Here is a 17,684-nt window from a genome sequence, read left to right on the forward strand (position 1 = left end):
TCCTACAGGGGGCGGTGTCCAGGTTGATCAATTTACAAAAATAAAGAGGGATAACCCTTGAACCCAGTCACCCCGGTGGTCGCCATTGATGCTCTGCACAAGAGCTACGCCGCGCACCATGTTCTCAAAGGCATTTCCCTGCGCGCCAACGAAGGCGATGTGGTGTCGTTGATCGGTTCCAGCGGCTCGGGCAAAAGCACCCTGCTGCGTTGCATCAACCTGTTGGAAATCCCGTGCAGCGGCAGCCTGCGCATCAACGGCGAAGAAGTGCGCCTGAAAAAGGACCGCGCCGGCAACCCGCTGATTGCCGACCCGGATCAAGTCGCTCGTCTGCGCACGCAACTGGGCATGGTGTTCCAGAGCTTCAACCTGTGGCCCCACCGCACCGTGCTGGAAAATGTCATCGAAGCACCGGTCTATGTGCTGGGTGAAGACCGCAAGGACGCCATCGCCCACGCCGAACACCTGCTGGAAAAAGTCGGCCTGGCCAGTAAGCGCGATGCCTTCCCCGCCTTCCTGTCCGGCGGCCAGCAACAGCGCGTGGCCATCGCCCGCGCCCTGGCCATGCGCCCGCGCGTCTTGCTGATGGATGAGCCCACCTCGGCCCTCGACCCGGAGCTGGTCGGCGAAGTACTGAAGGTGATCCAGGGCATCGCCGAAGAAGGCCGCACCATGATCCTCGTCACCCACGAAATGGCGTTTGCCCGCGACGTATCGAGCAAAGTCATGTTTCTACACCAAGGATTGGTTGAAGAAGAAGGCACGCCACAGCAAGTCTTCCAGAACCCCACCAGCGAGCGTTGCCGCCAGTTCGTCATGGCCCAGGACAATCGCGTTTGAACTGCCGCTTCCATCCTTCAAAACAATAACTTCGAAAGGGTCAAGCCATGCACAACTCTCTGAAATCCCTCGCCGCCGGCTGCGTGCTCGCCGTGCTGTCCCACAGTGCCGTTGCCGCCGACAAAATCGTCTTCGGCATCGCCCTGGAACCCTACCCGCCATTCTCCGAAAAAGCCGGCAATGGCGCCTGGAGCGGTTTCGAGCCGGACCTGATCAAGGCCCTGTGCGAGCGCATGCAGGCCCAATGCCCGCTCAAGGAAGTGTCCTGGGACGGCTTGATTCCCGCCCTGCAATCGAGCCAGATCGACGTGATCCTCAACTCCCTGAGCATCACCGAGGAGCGCGAAAAGGTCATCGACTTCACCGCGCCTTACTACCAGACCCCGGCCATGTGGGTCGCCGACAAGAGCCTGGAGCTGGTCACCACGCCCGAGGGCCTCAAAGGCAAGCTGATCGGCGTGCAGGGCTCGACCTCCAACGCCACCTACCTCAAGGCCTACTACGCCAAGGGTTCGACCTTGCGCTACTACAACACCCAGGACGACATGACCGCCGACCTGCAAAGCGGGCGGATCGACGTGATGCTGGCCGACGCCCTGACCATCGAACCGATCTTCAAGTCCGCCGCCGGCAGCGGCCTGGCCGACAAGGGCCTGGCGCCGAAAGACCCGCTGTTCGGGTCGGGCATCGGGGCCGCCGTGCGCAAGGGTGACACCCCGTTGCGCGAGCAGCTCAACACGGCGCTGGCGGCAATCAAGGCCGATGGCACCTACGACAAAATTCGCAGCCGCTATTTCAGCGTCGATATTTCCGCGCAATAACGTCCAACGGAAAGCGCCATGATTTCTTTGTCCGAACTCACCCAGCTGTTCGTCGCCGACGGCTGGCTCAACGCCCTGCTCCAAGGGGCGGTGGTGACCTTGCAGATCTCCGCCGGGGCTTTTGTGCTGGGCCTGGGCATCGGCCTGCTGGTGGCCATGATCAAACTCAAGGGCCCGCGCTGGCTGGTACGCCTGGCCAACCTCTACACCACGCTGTACCGCGCGGTGCCGGAGTTGCTGCTGATTTTGCTGCTGTATTACGCCGGCACGGACCTGCTGAACATGGCGATGGCGGCGATGGGCCGCGACAGCGTGACCGTCAACGGCTTTATCGCTGCGGTGCTGGTGTTGGGCATCGTCCAGGGCGCCTATTCGGCGGAGATCATTCGTGGCGCGATCCAGGCCATTCCCGTCGGCCAACTGGAAGCCGCGCGGGCCTTTGGCATCGAGCGCTGGCTGCTGGTGCGCCGGGTGCTGCTGCCGAGCATGCTGCCGTTTGCCATGGCCGGCCTGTCGAACCTGTGGCTGGTGTTGGTCAAGGACAGCGCGTTGATCAGCATCGTCGGCTACAGCGAGTTGCTCTCGGTGGGCAAGCAGGCTGCCGGCTCTACCAAGCATTACCTGGTGTTCTACCTGGCAGTGGCAGCGGTGTATTTCATCATCACCCTGGTTTCCAACGGCGCCTTCCGGGTGTTCGAACGCCGGATCAACCGCTGGATGCCGCAGCACTAAGGAGCGCAGCTGATGGACTTTTCATGGATCAACAGTTTTGCCAACGAGCTGCTGCACGGCCTGGGTATCACCCTGAAGTTGCTGGCCTTGTCCGGGGTGTTCGGCTTCTTGCTGGCGGTGCTGGTGGCATTGGGGCGCTTGTCGTCCAACCCACTGATCAGTGCGCCGCTGCGCGCCTACACCGCGGTATTCCGGGGCACGCCGCTACTGGTGCAGATCTACATCCTGTACTACGGCGTGGGCAGTGTGTTTGCCAGTTACCCGCTGATTCGCGGCAGTTTTCTCTGGCCGTACCTGCGTGAAGGTTTCTGGTACGTGGCCCTGGCCCTGATTCTGTGTGTCGGCGCCTATGTCGGCGAAGTGCTGCGCGGCGCGCTGCGGGCCGTGCCACGGGGCGAACTCGAAGCCGCGCGGGCCTTTGGCATGAAGCGCCTGATGGTGCTGCGCCGGGTCTGGCTGCCACGGGCCCTGGAGCTGGTGAAGCCGACATTGGTCGGCGAGACCGTGTTGCTGCTCAAGGCCACCGCGCTGGCCTCCACCGTGGCCGTCACCGACTTGCTCGGCGCCGCCAACCTGGTGCGGGCGCAGACGCTGCGGGTGTACGAACCCCTGCTGGCCGTGGCGGTGATCTACATTGTCCTGGCGTTCGTGATCGAACACGTCTTCTCGCGCTGGGGCAAAGTCCCGCAGCGCCAGGCTTGAATCAATTTTAGGAGAACAAGGATGCGTTATTCACCGTTTGTCGAGCGCATTAGTGGCGAGTCCGTCAGCGCCTGGGATATTCACTACGCGGCCGTCGAAGCCCGTGGTCGTGGCGAAGATGTGATCGTGTTGAGCGTGGGCGATCCAGACTTCGCCACCGCCAGCGCCATTTGCGAAACCGCCGTCGACGCCCTGCGCGCCGGCGACACTCACTACACCCACGTCCTCGGCCGGCCGGCCCTGCGCGAAGCGATTGCCGCCAAGCAAAGCCGCCTGCAAGGGATTGCCGTACACGCCAATAACGTGGCCCTGGTGGCCGGCGCGCAAAACGGCCTGTTCGCCACCTCGCTGTGCCTGTTCAGCCAGGGCGACGAAGTGCTGGTGCCGGAACCGATGTACCTGACGTACGAAGCGTGCATCCACGCTTCCGGTGCACGCATCGCAACCATCGAGCAACCGGCGGCCAACGGGTTTCGCCTGACCCGCGCGGCGCTGGAAAAAGCCATTACCGCCAAGACCCGGGGCATTGCCCTGGCCACGCCGTGTAACCCCACCGGTAATGTCTACAGCCGCGAAGAGCTGGAGCTGGTGGCCGAAGTCGCCCGTGAGCATGACCTGTGGGTGATTTCCGATGAGGTCTACGGGCAAATCACGTACGACCAGCCACACCTGAGCATCGCCTCGCTGCCGGGCATGGCCGAGCGTACCGTGGTGCTCAACAGCCTGTCGAAAACCCACGCCATGACCGGCTGGCGCGTGGGTTGGGTAGTAGCGCCAACCGCACTGGTGGGCCACCTGGATAACCTGCTGCTGTGCATGCTCTATGGCTTGCCCGGGTTTATCCAGGAAGCGGCGGTCAAGGCCCTGGAACTGGATGACGAAGTGGTCAGCGATGCGCGCACGGTGTATCGCCGTCGGCGTGACCTGGTGGTAGCGGGCCTCGGTGGTATTACCGACCTCGATTGCCGGGTGCCGCAAGCCGGGATGTTCATGCTGGTAGACGTGCGCCGCACGGGGCTGTCGAGCATGGACTTTGCCTGGCAGCTGTTCCGCGCCACCGGCGTCTCGGTGCTCGATGCCCAGGCGTTTGGCGCCAGTGCCGAGGGCTTTGTGCGCATCTCCTTTACCGTCGCCGACGACACCCTCAAAGACGCCTGCCAGCGCATTGCCGGGTTTGTCGAGGGCCTGAGAGCCAACCGCTGATTATGTGAACACTGGGATTGATGTGGGAGCTGGCTTGCCTGCTCCCACATTTGATCTTTGTTCGTCTTGAATATTGAGGTTTCCCCCGTGACCGCTTCCGACCAATTCACTTCCACCCACTCCGTTGTCGGCGAGCACGCTGACCTGGTGCTGCACAACGGCCGCCTCTACACCCTCGACCCGGCCCAGCCGTGGGCCGAAGCGGTGGCGATTCGCGGGGGACGTTTTATCGCGGTGGGCACGTTCGCCGACCTGCAACACCTGATCGGCCCGCAGACCCGCCAACATGATCTGCAAGGTGCATTTTGCATGCCCGGCCTGCACGACATGCACACCCACCCCGACCTCGCCCTGGCCCCGCGCTACAGCGATGACCTGGATGTGGGTATCGAAGACCCCACCCCCGAACAACTGGCGGCGGCGATCCACGCCTATGCCGACGCCCACCCCGGTGATGGCTGGATCTACGGCCAATATTGGGTGCGCTACACCTTCCGCGAAGATGGCCTGACCCCAGGTCGCGAATGGCTCGACAGCATCATGCCCGACCGCCCGGTGGCGCTGCTGGACCGGATGTGGGGCACCATGATGGTCAACTCCAAGGCCCTGCAACTGGCCGGCATCGACCGCCACACCGCCGACCCGCGCAACGGCTATATGGAGCGCGACGAACTCAGCGGCGAGCCCAACGGCCTGCTGATCGACGGCGCCTACGCACTGATCCATGCAGCCATGCCGCCGACCCCGGTGGCAGTGCTGCGCCGGGCCTATCGCGACGGCGTGCATTTCCAGAGTTCGCGCGGTGTCACCGCGACCAAGTACGTACACGTCTGCGAACGGCGCCTGGACGCCCTCAAGGAACTGGACGACGCCGGCGAATTGAGCGTACGTGTAGAAGCGGCGATCAGTTGGCAGGACGATATCTTCCCAGTGCGCCGGCGCTGGGAACTGCTCGGCGGCGAACGTCACTACTATCGCAGCGCGCGGCTGAATGCCAACGCGGTGAAATTCCACTTCGACGGCACCGTGGAGCCCAAGTCTTCGTACCTGATGACCCCATGGGCAGCGGATTCCACCTGGCGCGGCAAGCTCAACCTGACCCCGGAACACATCACCGACATGGTGGTAGACATGGACCGTCGCGGCCTGCGGGTGATCGCCCACTGCACCGGCGACGGCGCCTCCGATGTATTCCTCGATGCGGTGGCCGAGGCGCGGCGGGTCAATGGCGACAGCGGCATCCGGCACCAGTGCGCCCACAGCACGCTGCTGCATCCGGGCAACCTCAAGCGCTTCAAGGCGCTGAACGTGATCGCCGAGTTTTCCCCGGCCGCCTGGTACCCGACACCGTTTGCCAGCGGCGCCCGTTCCGGTTATGGCGCCGAGCGCCTCAAGCGCATCTATGATTTCAAAGGCGTACTGGCCGAAGGCGGCCTGGCGGTGATGGGCACCGATTGGCCGGTGGCCTCGATTGACCCATGGCTGGCCCTGGAAACCATGGTCACCCGGCAGAACCCGTGGAACCAGGAACCGGACTGCTTCGGCGAACCGATCACCCTGGAGCAGGCACTGCAAGTGGCGACCCTCAACGGCGCCCACGCCATGGGCCTGGAGCATTCCACCGGCAGCCTGGAAGTGGGCAAGTGCGCCGACCTGATCGTGATCGACCGCGACCTGTTCGCCCAGCCGGCGCGCAACTACATCCACCAGACCCAGGTGCTGCTGACCTTTGTCGATGGCCGTCCGGTCTACGACCGTCTCAACGCGTTTGCAGATACGGCGTTGCAAGCCGTGTGGCAAGGCCTGCCGCCGGTGATCGAATGAATAACGACAGCATTGCCGTCACGCTGGTCTCGGGCTTTCTCGGCGCAGGCAAGACCACCCTGCTCAACCGCATCGCGCAGCAGCCGCAACACGGACGGATGGCGGTGATCGTCAATGACTTTGGCGAGCTGAATATCGATGCGGCGATCATCGCCGAAGTCACCGATGCGGTATTCAGCCTGCAGAACGGCTGCATCTGCTGCACGGTGCAGGAGGATCTGCTGGCGCAACTGGTGAGCCTGAGCCAGCTGCACCCACGCCTGGATCGCATCGTGATCGAATGCAGCGGTGTCTCCGACCCGCAGCGCATTGTGCAGACCCTGGGTTATCCACAGCTCAAGGCGCACCTGCACCTGGATACCGTGATCACCCTGGTGGACGCCAGCGGTTATAGCCACCTGGAAGGCGAGTTCGCCCGGCTGTCCCGCGCCCAGGTGGCCTGCGCCGACCTGGTGCTGCTGAACAAGGCCGATCTGGTCAGCGCCGCCGAACTGCAAAGCCTGCGTGCAACTATCGGCGCGCGCACGCGGGTGATCAGCACCGTTCAGGCGCAGATCCCCGACGCCCTGCTGCTGGGCGAACGCAGCCCGCGCAACGGCTTCACTCCCGTGCCCGCGCCGCACCATGAACTGTTTGAAAGCTGGACCTGGCAAGGCACCCAGGCCCTACCGGCCAAGACCCTGCGCGATTGGCTGGGGCAACTGCCCAAGGACGTGTTCCGCCTAAAAGGCCTGGTGCATTTGCAGGGCAACGAGCAACCGTTCTGGCTGCAACACGTGGGCAATCGCAGCCAGTTCACCCTGGCCAGCGGCGAACATGCGCAGAACTCGGCGCAACTGGTGTTTATCGCCCGACGCGGCAGTGGCTTGCGGGCAGCGCTGGAAGCGCAACTGCAGGAGATGCAGGGCCTGTAGACGCGGATGACGATGAAGGCAGAGTGCCGCCTTGACCTTGCTACCCTGGCCCTTGAAAATGCCCGACGCTTTTTTCGTCTCCCCGCTTACAGAAGTAGTGAAATTTCAATGTCCGATTCCCGCACCGAAGAATCCGTAGTCACCTTGCAATCCAAAGCTGAATACGAAAACGCCATCAATCTTTCACAGCATGTGCCAGCGGCCAAGAACATCAGTGAAATGGTGCTGGACGCCTTCCATACCTCCAAGGAAAGCGACCAGATCCGCGAATTGCGCATCGCCATCCGCCAGGCCCACGACGCCTTTGACGATGACCAGGCCTACGACCTGATGGGCCAGCTCAAGCAGCTCAAGGACGCCGAAGCCGCCGACAACGCCGCCCTCGAAGACTTGAGCTGCAAGTTCTCGATCAGCCGCATCCTTTCCAGCTTCAAGGACGACCCAGAGTTCCAGGAACTGGTCTACGGCCTGGCCCTCAAGGTGCTGAACCAGACCCACCAGGCCATCAGCAATCCGAGCGCCGGCAAAGGCAAGGCTGCACGGGCGAAGAAGGAAGTGGAAGTGTTTGTGATCAGCAAGGATGGCATCAGCGTCACCCTGCCCTTGCGCACGCCGCGCTCCAAACTCAATGTTGACCGCGAGGCGCTGGAATTCCTCGGTTTCAGCTTTGTGGGTGAAGGCGATGAGGCCGAGCTTGAGAGCGAGACCTTTGTGGATAACGCCGGTGCCGAGCAGCCGTTGACGCGCAAGAGCATCGTTACCGCGTTGCAGCAGCAGACGGCGTTTGACGGTTACAGCATCGCCCAGCAATAAGCCCTACCCCACCTCTAAATGTGGGAGCGGGCTTGCTCGCGAATGCGCAGTGTCAGTCACTTTATTTGTTGATTGATACACCGCTTTCGCGAGCAAGCCCGCTCCCACAGGTAAGCAGCTCCGCGCTCTGGTTTTGCTGTTGCTCTGCTTTTGATCTTGATCTTGATCTTGCCTTTGATCTTAGGCGCCCCGTTAAACCACGATGGCCGCAGGCAGGTATTGCGCAGTGGGCACCCCGGCATGAATGCCGGGGTAGCCGCGACACGGCCATGGATGGCCGATCGCGGCGGGCCCACGGAGCAATGCCTGACTGTGGGCATGCCGAGCCTAGGCGAGGCACCGAGTGGTGGGGCGAGGACCTTTTGGTTACTTTTGGGTCCCTCCAAAAGTGACCCGCTGTAAGAGCGGAACCAATAGCCGCCGTGACCGCAAAAATGGATATGTACTCATACCAAACCATCCCCAACACCCCACAAAAAAGCCCCGCTCTTCTCTCGAAGGCGGGGCTTTTCATTGCATCCCAACTCAGTGGGCGTAAGTCAGCAGCAACTCTTTCGGCACCTGGAAATCCAGGGACATCATCACGCTCAAGGCGGTGATGGTGAAGATCGAGAAGACGAACAACTTGCGCGCCCAGACGGTGTCATCCACCGCCTTGTAGCCAGTCCAGGCCATGTACAACCAGTACATGCCCATGGCTGCGGCCACGGCGAGGTAGCTCATGCCGGCGTAGCCACTGAAGGTCAACATCAAGGTCGCCACAAGGAAGGCCAGGATGTAGAGCAGGATGTGCTTCTTCGCCACCTGGATGCCACGCTTGACCGGCAGTACCGGAATCGAAGCCGCCAGGTAGTCGTTGAAACGGAAGATCGCAATGGCGTAAGAGTGCGGCATCTGCCACAGGCTGAACATCACCAGTAGCACCAGCGCAGCCATGTCGAAGCTATTGGTCACAGCCACATAACCAATCACCGGCGGCATCGCCCCCGACAGACTGCCCACCAGCGTGCCGTGAACCGACTTGCGCTTGAGGTACAGGCTGTAGAGGCCGACGTAGATGACAAAACCGATCACGGCAAACAACGCCGCCAGCGGGTTGGCCACCGTGTACAGCAACGCAACGCCGGCAACACCGAGGACGGTCGCGAAGATCAGTGCCAGTTTCAGGGAGATGAGGCCCTGGACCAGCACGCGATTCTTGGTGCGCTCCATCTTGATATCGATGTCACGGTCAATGCAGTTGTTGAACACGCAACCGGACGCCACAACAAGGGAAGTGCCGATCATTGCCGCCAGGAAAATGGCCAGATCGACATGCCCCTTGGAGGCCAGGAAGAAACCGCCTGCCACAGAAAGCACGTTACCGAAAATGATCCCCGGTTTGGTGATTTGGATAAAGTGCTTAAGCGACATCGGGTCTTACCTCACTTCGCCATCATGTAGGTGTGGATGCTGAACATGATCCACAACGACAGGCCAACCAGCAGCACGATCACAATGGCCGTGAACACAAACGCAACCACGTTGTTGCGCTGGGCCTGGGAGCGATCCAGGTGCAGGAAGTAATACAGGTGAACAACCACCTGGATCACCGCGAACAACAGCACGATGGCCAGTGTCGTGGCCTTCGGCAAGGTTGGGTACATCACCAGGCCGAACGGGATGACAGTCAGGATCACCGACAGGATGAAGCCAATGGCGTACGACTTTACGCTGCCGTGGCTCGCATCATGGCTGTCATGGGAGTGTGCGTTAGCCATTACAGAGTCCCCATCAAGTAGACAACGGTGAAGACGCAGATCCAGACCACGTCCAGGAAGTGCCAGAACAGGCTCAGGCAGCTCAGGCGGGTCTTGTTGGTCGACGTCAGGCCATGCTTGTTGACCTGGTACATCATGATCGCCATCCAGATCAGACCGGCGGTTACGTGCAGACCGTGGGTACCGACCAGGGTGAAGAACGCCGACAGGAAGCCGCTGCGGCTAGGGCCGTAGCCTTCGGAGATCAGCAGGTGGAACTCGTTGATCTCCATGGCGATAAAGCCGAGGCCGAGCAGGAAGGTCAGGCCCAGCCACTTCAGCACGCCTGCCTTGTTGCCACGGAAGAACGCCAGCATGGCGAAGCCGTAGGTGATCGAACTGAACAGCAGCAAGGCGGTTTCGCCCAGTACGTAATTCAACTCGAAGATGTCGTGGCCCGACGGGCCACCCGCTACGTTGTTTACCAGTACCGCGTACACCGCGAAGATCGACGCAAACAGGATGCAGTCGGTCATCAGGTAGAGCCAGAAACCGTAGACGGTCATCTCGCCCGCGTCGTGGTGGTCATCGTGCCCATGGTCATCGACATGGGCGTGTCCAGCATTGGTCACTAAGTTCGACATGGTTTAAGCCTGTTCCAACGAGGTTTCAACACGGTTGGCCGGAATCTTCTTCTCGGCAACCAGGCGAGCGTGCTGCTCGGCTTCGATGCGTTCGATCACGTCGACCGGCACCATGTAGCCTTGATCATCACGAGCCGCGTGGATCACGAAATAGATCACGGTGCCAGCCAGGCTAGCGATGGCCAGCCACCAGATGTGCCAGATCATCGCGAAACCGAATACCGTCAACAGCGCGCCCATCACCACGCCAGTGGCGGTGTTGTTCGGCATGTGGATCGGCGAGTAGCGCACAGGTCGCTGGTACGCAGTACCGTTTTCCTTGGCTTCGGTGAACGGATCGATCGTCTCGGCCTTAGGCAGCACGGCAAAGTTGTAGAACGGCGGTGGCGACGAGGTCGACCATTCCAGGGTGTGTGCATTCCATGGGTCGCCGGAGTCGCAGGCGTTCTGCTTGCGGTCACGGATACTCACGTACAGCTGGATCAACTGGCAGGCGATACCCACAGCGATCATCACCGCACCGAACATGGCGACGTACAGGTACGGCACCCACTCAGGGTTGGTGCTGGCGTTCAGACGACGGGTCATGCCCATGAAGCCCAGTGCATAGAGCGGCATGAACGCGACGAAGAAGCCGGTGATCCAGAACCAGAATGCAGCCTTGCCCCAGCCTTCGTGCAGCTTGAAGCCGAACGCTTTCGGGAAGTAGAAGCTGAAACCTGCGATGTAGCCGAATACCGCGCCGCCGATGATCACGTTGTGGAAGTGAGCGATCACGAACAGGCTGTTGTGCAGTACGAAGTCAGCACCCGGGATGGCCAGCAGTACGCCGGTCATGCCGCCGATAGCGAAGGTCACCATAAAGCCCAGGGTCCACAGAACCTGGCTGGTGAAGCGCAGACGGCCGTGGTAGATGGTGAACAGCCAGTTGAATAGCTTCACCCCCGTCGGGATCGAAATCAGCATCGTCGCCAGGCCGAAGAAGGCGTTGACGCTGGCCCCCGACCCCATGGTGAAGAAGTGGTGCAGCCAGACCATGAAGCCCAGTACAGAGATCGCGCCCGATGCGTAGACCATCGAGTGGTGACCGAACAGGCGCTTGCCGGTAAAGGTCGAGATCACTTCGGAGAAGATACCGAACGCTGGCAGGATCAGGATGTACACCTCAGGGTGACCCCATGCCCAGAACAGGTTCACGTACATCATTGGATTGCCACCAAGTTCATTGGTGAAAATGTGGAAATCCATGTAACGGTCAAGCGTCAGCAGTGCCAGGGTAGCGGTCAGGATCGGGAACGAAGCCACGATCAGGACGTTGGCCCAGGTACAGGTCCAGGTGAAGATCGGCATGTCCATCAGTTTCATGCCTGGGGTACGCATTTTCAGCACGGTGGCCAGGAAGTTGACCCCCGTCAGTGTCGTACCCAACCCGGATAGCTGTAGCGCCCAGATGTAGTAATCCATCCCCACGCCCGGACTGTATTGCAGCCCCGACAACGGCGGATAGGCAACCCAACCGGTCTTGGCGAATTCGCCGACGCCCAGGGACAGGTTGATCAGCACGACGCCGGAAACCAGCAGCCAGAAGCTCAGGGAGTTGAGGAACGGGAACGCAACGTCACGCGCACCGATCTGCAGCGGCACTGCCAGGTTCATCAGGCCGGTGAAGAAAGGCATCGCCATGAAGATGATCATGATCACACCGTGGGCGGTGAAGATCTGGTCATAGTGTTCAGGCGGCAAGTAGCCAGGCGAACCCTCGGTGGCCATGGCCAACTGGGTCCGCATCATGATGGCGTCGGCAAAACCACGCAGCAGCATGACCATGGCGACGATGATGTACATCACGCCGATTTTCTTGTGGTCGACCGACGTCAACCACTCGGTCCACAGGTAGGTCCACTTCTTGAAGTAGGTGATTGCCGCAAACAGTCCCAGACCACCCAGCGCGATCATGGCGATGGTCACCATCACGATCGGCTCGTGGAACGGCACCGCTTCCCAACTTAATTTACCAAACATCGTTTACTCCTCTGCCCCGGCAGCTGAATGCGAATTTGCGTCCGTCCCTTCCACAGCAGCCACTTCTTTCTTCTCGTGCTTGACCGGCTTGCCTGGCTTCATCGCTTCATACTTATCGATGATTTTGTCAAACAGGTCCGGCGTGTACGAGGAGTACAGCTCTACAGGGTTGTTCTGGCTTGGCTTGGCAAGGGCTTCGTATTCAGCTTTTTCCAGCTGTTTTGGTGAGCTCTTGGCTTCTTGTACCCAGGCATTGAAATCTTCCTGAGTGGTGGCGATTGCTTTGAATTTCATACCGGTAAAGCCCGCGCCACTGTAGTTGGCGGAGATACCGTCGAGCTCGGCGTTCTGGTTGGCAATCAGGTGCAGCTTGGTCTGCATGCCCGCCATTGCGTAGATCTGGCCACCCAGGCCCGGAATGAAGAACGAATTCATCACCGAGTCAGAAGTCACTTTGAAGTTGATCGGGGTGTTAGCCGGGAACACGATCTTGTTGACGGTGGCGATCCCTTGCTCGGGATAGATGAACAGCCACTTCCAGTCCAGCGCGACCACTTCGATAGTGATTGGCGGCACGTCGGATTCCAGCGGACGGTAAGGGTCCAGCTCGTGGGTCGACTTATAGGTGATGTAACCCAGGGCGATGATGATGAGTACAGGTACCAGCCACACCGCGATCTCGATCTTGGTGGAGTGCGACCACTTCGGCGCGTAGGTCGCCTTGGTGTTGGACGCGCGGTATTTCCAGGCGAACGCGAAGGTCATCACGATCACCGGCACCACGACCAACAGCATCAGCAGCGTAGCGGTGATGATCAGGTTACGTTGCTCCACGCCGACCTGACCCACAGGGTCGAGCAGCGTCCAGTTGCAGCCTCCCAGCAATAACATGCCGAAAAGCGGCACTATGCCTAGTAATCGGGTGTACCTGTTTTTACTCATCTCACGACCTCTAAAGCAGCTTGCGCAATGCAGTTGGGTTTTGATCGCCAACACTTCACCCTGCCAAGGGTTGGCATTTCTCTTCGATTGAATAAGGGCCTGCCCGGCGCTTCATGCGCTGATCGACACGTCCAGGTCTGGCGGTGAATTCTTATTCGATTTCGTTGGTCAAAGGCCTTGTTACAGACCAATTCCATTTGGTGCGGATAGTTGAAAGGCTGCCGGCACCTGGGGTCGCATGAAGCAATGTTTTCGCCTCTCGACCGCCCTATTTGCTCAGGGTTGAGCAGCACCGGACATTCAGTGCGGGCGATTGTAGTTAGCTAGCGATGTATAAACCATGACTTATAAAGAAATTATTTTTATCGATTACAGCAATAATCCTGCGCCATTGTTGCAAAGGTCCGGGATCGTATCGCGTTTGATTCTCAACAAAAACCACAAAAAATGCCGTGCTATTGCCCATTTTGTCGCATTCAGCGCCCTCTCCTGCCCCCCGTAAACCCTAGGCAAGCCCGCTAAAAACAAGGCATTCACAGCTCACTGGAAGTTCTGTACCGCACGCCGTGCGCGGGGTCGGCCTGGATGGAAAGTGACAGGCAAAAACGCCTGGTCAACGGCTGATCAAGCATCGGGGCACGGGGTGGGAAACGTCCTGCGGCGCCTTCAGTGTGACAACGTGTCGCACGTTGCGCGCTGCCATTCTTGTCCAGCGTCACGGTCCTTTCACAAAATGCCCGCACACAAAAACGCCCCGGCCTGCATCAGCAGGGCCGGGGCGTTTTGTAGGACGATTTAAGCGCTGTGCTTGCGGTTACGGTAAATGCCCAGGGGCACCAGGATCACCGTCAACACGAACGCCACCAGCGCCCATTGAGCCAGGGACAAGCCCAGGACCGGCGGGTACGGCGTGCTGCAGAAACCGTCGACCTGGAAGCCCAGCGGGAAGATCTTCGCCAGGGGCAGGTCATCGACAATCGGTTGCAACACGTCGATACCGCAACTGATGGCCGGATAGAACTGGGTATACACATGGTGCCCGGCGGCAGCGACACCCCCCAGGGCACTGAGCACCACCAGCACTTCAAAGACCGTGACACTGCGTTGGGTGCGCATCGCCGCGCCGATAAAGGCAAAGAGCGCAATCAGCAACAAGGCATAGCGCTGCAGGATGCACAGTGGGCATGGCGCTTCGCCCAACACTATTTGCATATAGAGCGCGCCACCGATCAGCGCCAGGCAGATGATCCCCAACAACACCAGGAAGCGCCGTTCACGCCCTAACCGCATTTCGTCAATCATCCCCGTTTCCCTTTGCCTAATGATGGTTGTGCCAATGGCCGCAAGTTTACACACAGGAGGTGAAAATTTAGCAGTAGGCAGCGGGAGGGTAGGCAAAATGGGTTAACGGCGCATTAATGTGGTGGTCTTTCGGGCCTCTTCGCGAGCAAGTCGAATCGTCGCACCGCCGCTCCCACATTTTGAATGTATTCACAGATCAAATGTTGGAGCGGCGGTGCGGTGTTGAAGAGCGGCCGCTTATTCCAGCGCCGCCGCCGGCCCAAAGAACTCATACCGGCTCTGCTTCTCAGGCACACCCAGTGCCTTGAGGTGACGCTTGATCGCACTCATAAAGCCCTTTGGCCCCAGGAAGTAGGCATCCACATCACGCTCCTCAGGCAACCACGCCGCCAGTTGCTCCTGAGTCAACATCCCCAGCTTGTCCGCCGCCGGGCTGATGCCATCATCCTCGGCATAGCAATAGAAGCGTTGCAGTTGCGGATGCTGCACGGCCAACGCATCGACCCAGTCACGGAACGCATGCACACCACCATTACGCGCACAGTGGATAAAGTGCACCGGGCGCTCGGTCGCCAAAGCCGCTTCCAGCATCGGCAGGGTTGGCGTGATGCCCACCCCGCCACTGATCAGCACCAGGGGTTTGTCGCTGGGCACCAGGGTGAATTCTCCCGATGGCGGGAACAGGTCGAGGGTCGCACCCACGTGCATCTGGTCATGCAGGTAGTTGGAGACCCGCCCGCCCGCTTCGCGTTTGACGCTGATGCGGTACAGGCCCGAATCGGTGCGTGCCGACAACGAATAGTTGCGGCGCACTTCTTCGCCATCGAGCAGCAGTTTCAGGCCGATGTACTGGCCAGGCTCAGCCGCGAGGATCGGGCCGTCATCCACCGGGGCAAAGTACAGGGAAATGATTTCGCTGCTCTCCTCCACACGCTTGACCAGCAGAAACGGCCGGGCACCACGCCAGCCACCAACGGCCTGGGCTTTTTCGTCGTAGATCGCACTTTCGGCACCGATCAGGATATCGGCCAGTTGCCCATAGGCGGCGCCCCACGCACCCATCACTTCAGGGGTGGCGATTTCATCACCCAGCACCTCGGAAATCGCCCGCAGCAGGCAGTTGCCGACAATCGGGTAATGCTCCGGCAGAATTTGCAGGGCCACGTGCTTGTTGATGATCTTGGCCACCAGGTCGCCCAACTGATCCAACTGGTCGATATGCCGCGCATACATCAGCACACCATTGGCCAAGGCGCGAGGCTGGTCGCCGCTGGCCTGGTGGGCCTGGTTGAACAGCGGGCGCACTTCGGGGTATTCGGACAACATCATGCGGTAGAAGTGGGTGATCAGGGCTTCACCACCGCTTTCGAGCAGTGGCACAGTGGACTTGACGATGGCACGGTCTTGAACGCTAAGCATGGGGAGACTCCTGAGCTTTTAGGCTTCTGAATGATTACCTTGTGATACTCAGTATTCGTGCCAACTAATAATTCGTTATTTATCAATAGCTTAATTTAAATATAGTCAATATGACTTCCTACACCTTATAGTCATTAGGACTACAAGGAGTCATTATGACTGCACACTCCCTGCTCACCACCCTGTTGCCATTGGTCGCCGACCTCTCCCGCGAACTGCCCGAAGGCGAGCGCTACCGACGCCTGCTGCAAGCCATGCGCACCCTGCTGCCCTGCGATGCCGCCGCGCTGCTGCGCCTGGACGGTGAATGGCTGGTGCCACTGGCGGTGGACGGCTTGAGCCCGGACACCTTGGGCCGACGCTTCAAGATCAGCGAACACCCGCGCTTCGAAGTGCTATTGAGCAGCCCCGGCCCGACCCGCTTCGACAGCGACAGCGAACTGCCCGACCCCTATGACGGCTTGGTCGATGGCCTGCACGGTCATCTGGAAGTCCACGACTGCATGGGCTGCCCGCTGTTTGTCGACGACCGCCCCTGGGGCCTGCTGACCCTGGATGCCCTGGACACCGAGCGCTTCGAGCGTGTCGAACTGGACGCCTTGCAAGCCTTTGCCAGCCTCGCCGCCGCCACGGTCAATGTCGCCGAACGTATCGAGCACCTGGCATTGCGCGCCGAGGATGAACACCAGCGCGCGGAAATCTATCGCCAGGCCAGCGGCCAGCAGCACAAGGAAATGATCGGCCAGAGCAAGACCCACAAGCGCCTGGTAGAGGAAATCAAGCTGGTGGGCGGCAGCGACCTGACCGTGCTGATCACCGGCGAAACCGGGGTCGGCAAGGAACTGGTGGCCCAGGCCATCCACGCGGCCTCATCGCGCAGCGAAAAACCGCTGATCAGCCTCAACTGCGCCGCCCTCCCGGAAACCCTGGTGGAGAGCGAACTGTTTGGCCACGTTCGCGGCGCGTTTACCGGCGCGCTAAATGAACGGCGGGGCAAGTTCGAGCTGGCCAATGGCGGCACGTTGTTCCTTGATGAGGTGGGCGAATTGTCGCTGACCGTGCAGGCCAAGCTGCTGCGGGTCCTGCAAAGCGGGCAGTTGCAACGGTTGGGCTCGGACAAGGAGCATCAAGTGGACGTGCGCCTGATCGCCGCCACCAACCGCGACCTGGCCGAAGAGGTGCGCAATGGCCGTTACCGTGCCGACTTCTATCACCGCCTGAGCGTATACCCGCTGCAAGTCCCGGCCTTGCGTGAACGCGGGCGCGACGTGTTGCTGCTGGCGGGTTTCTTCCTTGAGCAGAACCGTTCGCGCATGGGCCTGGGTAGCCTGCGCCTGACCAGCGATGCCCAGGCGGCGTTGCTGGCTTATGGCTGGCCCGGCAATGTGCGGGAGCTGGAACACTTGATTGGTCGCAGTGCCCTGAAAGCCTTGGGCAACCACCGGGAGCGGCCGAAAATTCTCAGCCTCAGCGCCAAGGACCTGGACTTGCCCAGTGAATCGGCGCCGCTGATTGAGGAACAGGCCGAGCTACCCGTGGTGACCGGTGACTTGCGCCAGGCCACCGAGCACTACCAAAGGCAAGTCATCGGCGCCTGCCTGGAACGCCACCAGCACAACTGGGCCAGCGCCGCCCGAGAGCTGGGGCTGGACCGCGCCAACCTGGGGCGCATGGCCAAGCGCCTGGGCCTGAAGTAACACCGATCAAACTGTGGGAGCTGGCTTGCCTGCGATGACAGTGGGTCAGCCAGCGTAGATTTTGGCTGCT

16 protein-coding genes and 1 pseudogene are annotated in these 17,684 nt (G+C 60.5%); 10 read left to right on the forward strand and 7 right to left on the reverse strand.

The features are described from left to right. Positions 1 to 57: 57 nt before the first annotated feature. From H097_RS04205 to H097_RS04240, 8 genes are all read left to right on the forward strand, one after another. Entirely contained in the window at positions 58 to 840 is a 783-nt protein-coding gene (locus H097_RS04205; protein ID WP_029300232.1) for an ATP-binding cassette domain-containing protein, read from the forward strand. A 47-nt stretch (positions 841 to 887) separates the two neighbouring features. Continuing rightward, positions 888 to 1,661, forward strand: coding sequence for a transporter substrate-binding domain-containing protein (locus H097_RS04210; RefSeq protein WP_032857617.1), 774 nt, complete (start codon positions 888 to 890; stop codon positions 1,659 to 1,661). An 18-nt stretch (positions 1,662 to 1,679) separates the two neighbouring features. Then, positions 1,680 to 2,393 (forward strand): ABC transporter permease subunit, encoded by a 714-nt coding sequence (locus tag H097_RS04215; protein WP_032857618.1) that lies wholly within the window; start codon positions 1,680 to 1,682, stop codon positions 2,391 to 2,393. Positions 2,394 to 2,405: 12 nt separating this feature from the next. Next, complete coding sequence (locus H097_RS04220; protein ID WP_032857620.1) at positions 2,406 to 3,095, forward strand: ABC transporter permease subunit; 690 nt, start codon at positions 2,406 to 2,408, stop codon at positions 3,093 to 3,095. Positions 3,096 to 3,116: 21 nt separating this feature from the next. Further along, entirely contained in the window at positions 3,117 to 4,298 is a 1,182-nt protein-coding gene (locus tag H097_RS04225) for an aminotransferase class I/II-fold pyridoxal phosphate-dependent enzyme (protein WP_032857621.1), read from the forward strand. 87 nt (positions 4,299 to 4,385) lie between these two features. After that, a complete protein-coding gene (locus H097_RS04230) occupies positions 4,386 to 6,122 on the forward strand; it encodes an amidohydrolase (protein ID WP_032857623.1) in 1,737 nt (578 codons plus the stop codon). Continuing rightward, entirely contained in the window at positions 6,119 to 7,036 is a 918-nt protein-coding gene (locus H097_RS04235; RefSeq protein ID WP_032857624.1) for a GTP-binding protein, read from the forward strand. Before H097_RS04230 ends, H097_RS04235 begins: the two co-directional genes overlap by 4 nt. A 108-nt stretch (positions 7,037 to 7,144) precedes the next feature. Then, positions 7,145 to 7,849 (forward strand): hypothetical protein, encoded by a 705-nt coding sequence (locus tag H097_RS04240; RefSeq protein ID WP_032857625.1) that lies wholly within the window; start codon positions 7,145 to 7,147, stop codon positions 7,847 to 7,849. 525 nt (positions 7,850 to 8,374) lie between these two features. Here H097_RS04240 and cyoE read toward each other — a convergent pair. From cyoE to cyoA, 5 genes are read right to left on the reverse strand one after another with little or no spacing between them, the layout of a single operon-like run. Continuing rightward, positions 8,375 to 9,262: a heme o synthase gene (gene cyoE / locus H097_RS04245; RefSeq protein ID WP_029300217.1), complete on the reverse strand. Its 888-nt coding sequence runs from the start codon at positions 9,260 to 9,262 to the stop codon at positions 8,375 to 8,377. Positions 9,263 to 9,273: 11 nt separating this feature from the next. After that, positions 9,274 to 9,609 carry a cytochrome o ubiquinol oxidase subunit IV gene (gene cyoD / locus H097_RS04250; RefSeq protein ID WP_032857627.1) on the reverse strand — a complete coding sequence of 112 codons (336 nt, stop codon included), beginning with the start codon at positions 9,607 to 9,609 and terminating at the stop codon, positions 9,274 to 9,276. Further along, on the reverse strand, positions 9,609 to 10,232 hold the full coding sequence (gene cyoC / locus H097_RS04255) for a cytochrome o ubiquinol oxidase subunit III (RefSeq protein ID WP_029300213.1): 624 nt from the start codon (positions 10,230 to 10,232) through the stop codon (positions 9,609 to 9,611). The genes cyoD and cyoC overlap by 1 nt, the downstream gene beginning before the upstream one ends. 3 nt (positions 10,233 to 10,235) lie before the next feature. Beyond that, complete coding sequence (cyoB, locus tag H097_RS04260; RefSeq protein WP_032857630.1) at positions 10,236 to 12,254, reverse strand: cytochrome o ubiquinol oxidase subunit I; 2,019 nt, start codon at positions 12,252 to 12,254, stop codon at positions 10,236 to 10,238. Positions 12,255 to 12,257: 3 nt separating this feature from the next. Continuing rightward, a complete protein-coding gene (gene cyoA / locus H097_RS04265; RefSeq protein WP_032857631.1) occupies positions 12,258 to 13,196 on the reverse strand; it encodes a ubiquinol oxidase subunit II in 939 nt (312 codons plus the stop codon). A 27-nt stretch (positions 13,197 to 13,223) separates the two neighbouring features. On the opposite strand from cyoA, the pseudogene H097_RS29085 reads away from it, so the two are divergent. After that, positions 13,224 to 13,438, forward strand: a pseudogene (locus H097_RS29085) (hypothetical protein). A gap of 553 nt (positions 13,439 to 13,991) precedes the next feature. On the opposite strand, the gene H097_RS04270 reads toward H097_RS29085, so the two are convergent. Together H097_RS04270 and hmpA are read right to left on the reverse strand one after the other, a co-directional pair. Then, on the reverse strand, positions 13,992 to 14,498 hold the full coding sequence (locus H097_RS04270; protein ID WP_032857633.1) for a disulfide bond formation protein B: 507 nt from the start codon (positions 14,496 to 14,498) through the stop codon (positions 13,992 to 13,994). Positions 14,499 to 14,735: 237 nt separating this feature from the next. Continuing rightward, on the reverse strand, positions 14,736 to 15,917 hold the full coding sequence (hmpA, locus tag H097_RS04275) for an NO-inducible flavohemoprotein (protein WP_032857635.1): 1,182 nt from the start codon (positions 15,915 to 15,917) through the stop codon (positions 14,736 to 14,738). 155 nt (positions 15,918 to 16,072) lie between these two features. Here hmpA and norR point away from each other — a divergent pair, with 155 nt between their 5' ends. Beyond that, positions 16,073 to 17,614: a nitric oxide reductase transcriptional regulator NorR gene (norR, locus tag H097_RS04280; protein ID WP_032857637.1), complete on the forward strand. Its 1,542-nt coding sequence runs from the start codon at positions 16,073 to 16,075 to the stop codon at positions 17,612 to 17,614. Positions 17,615 to 17,684: the final 70 nt, after the last annotated feature.

The sequence above is a fragment of the Pseudomonas sp. FH4 genome (assembly GCF_000510915.2).
In the GTDB taxonomy this organism is placed as follows: Bacteria; Pseudomonadota; Gammaproteobacteria; order Pseudomonadales; family Pseudomonadaceae; genus Aquipseudomonas; species Aquipseudomonas brenneri.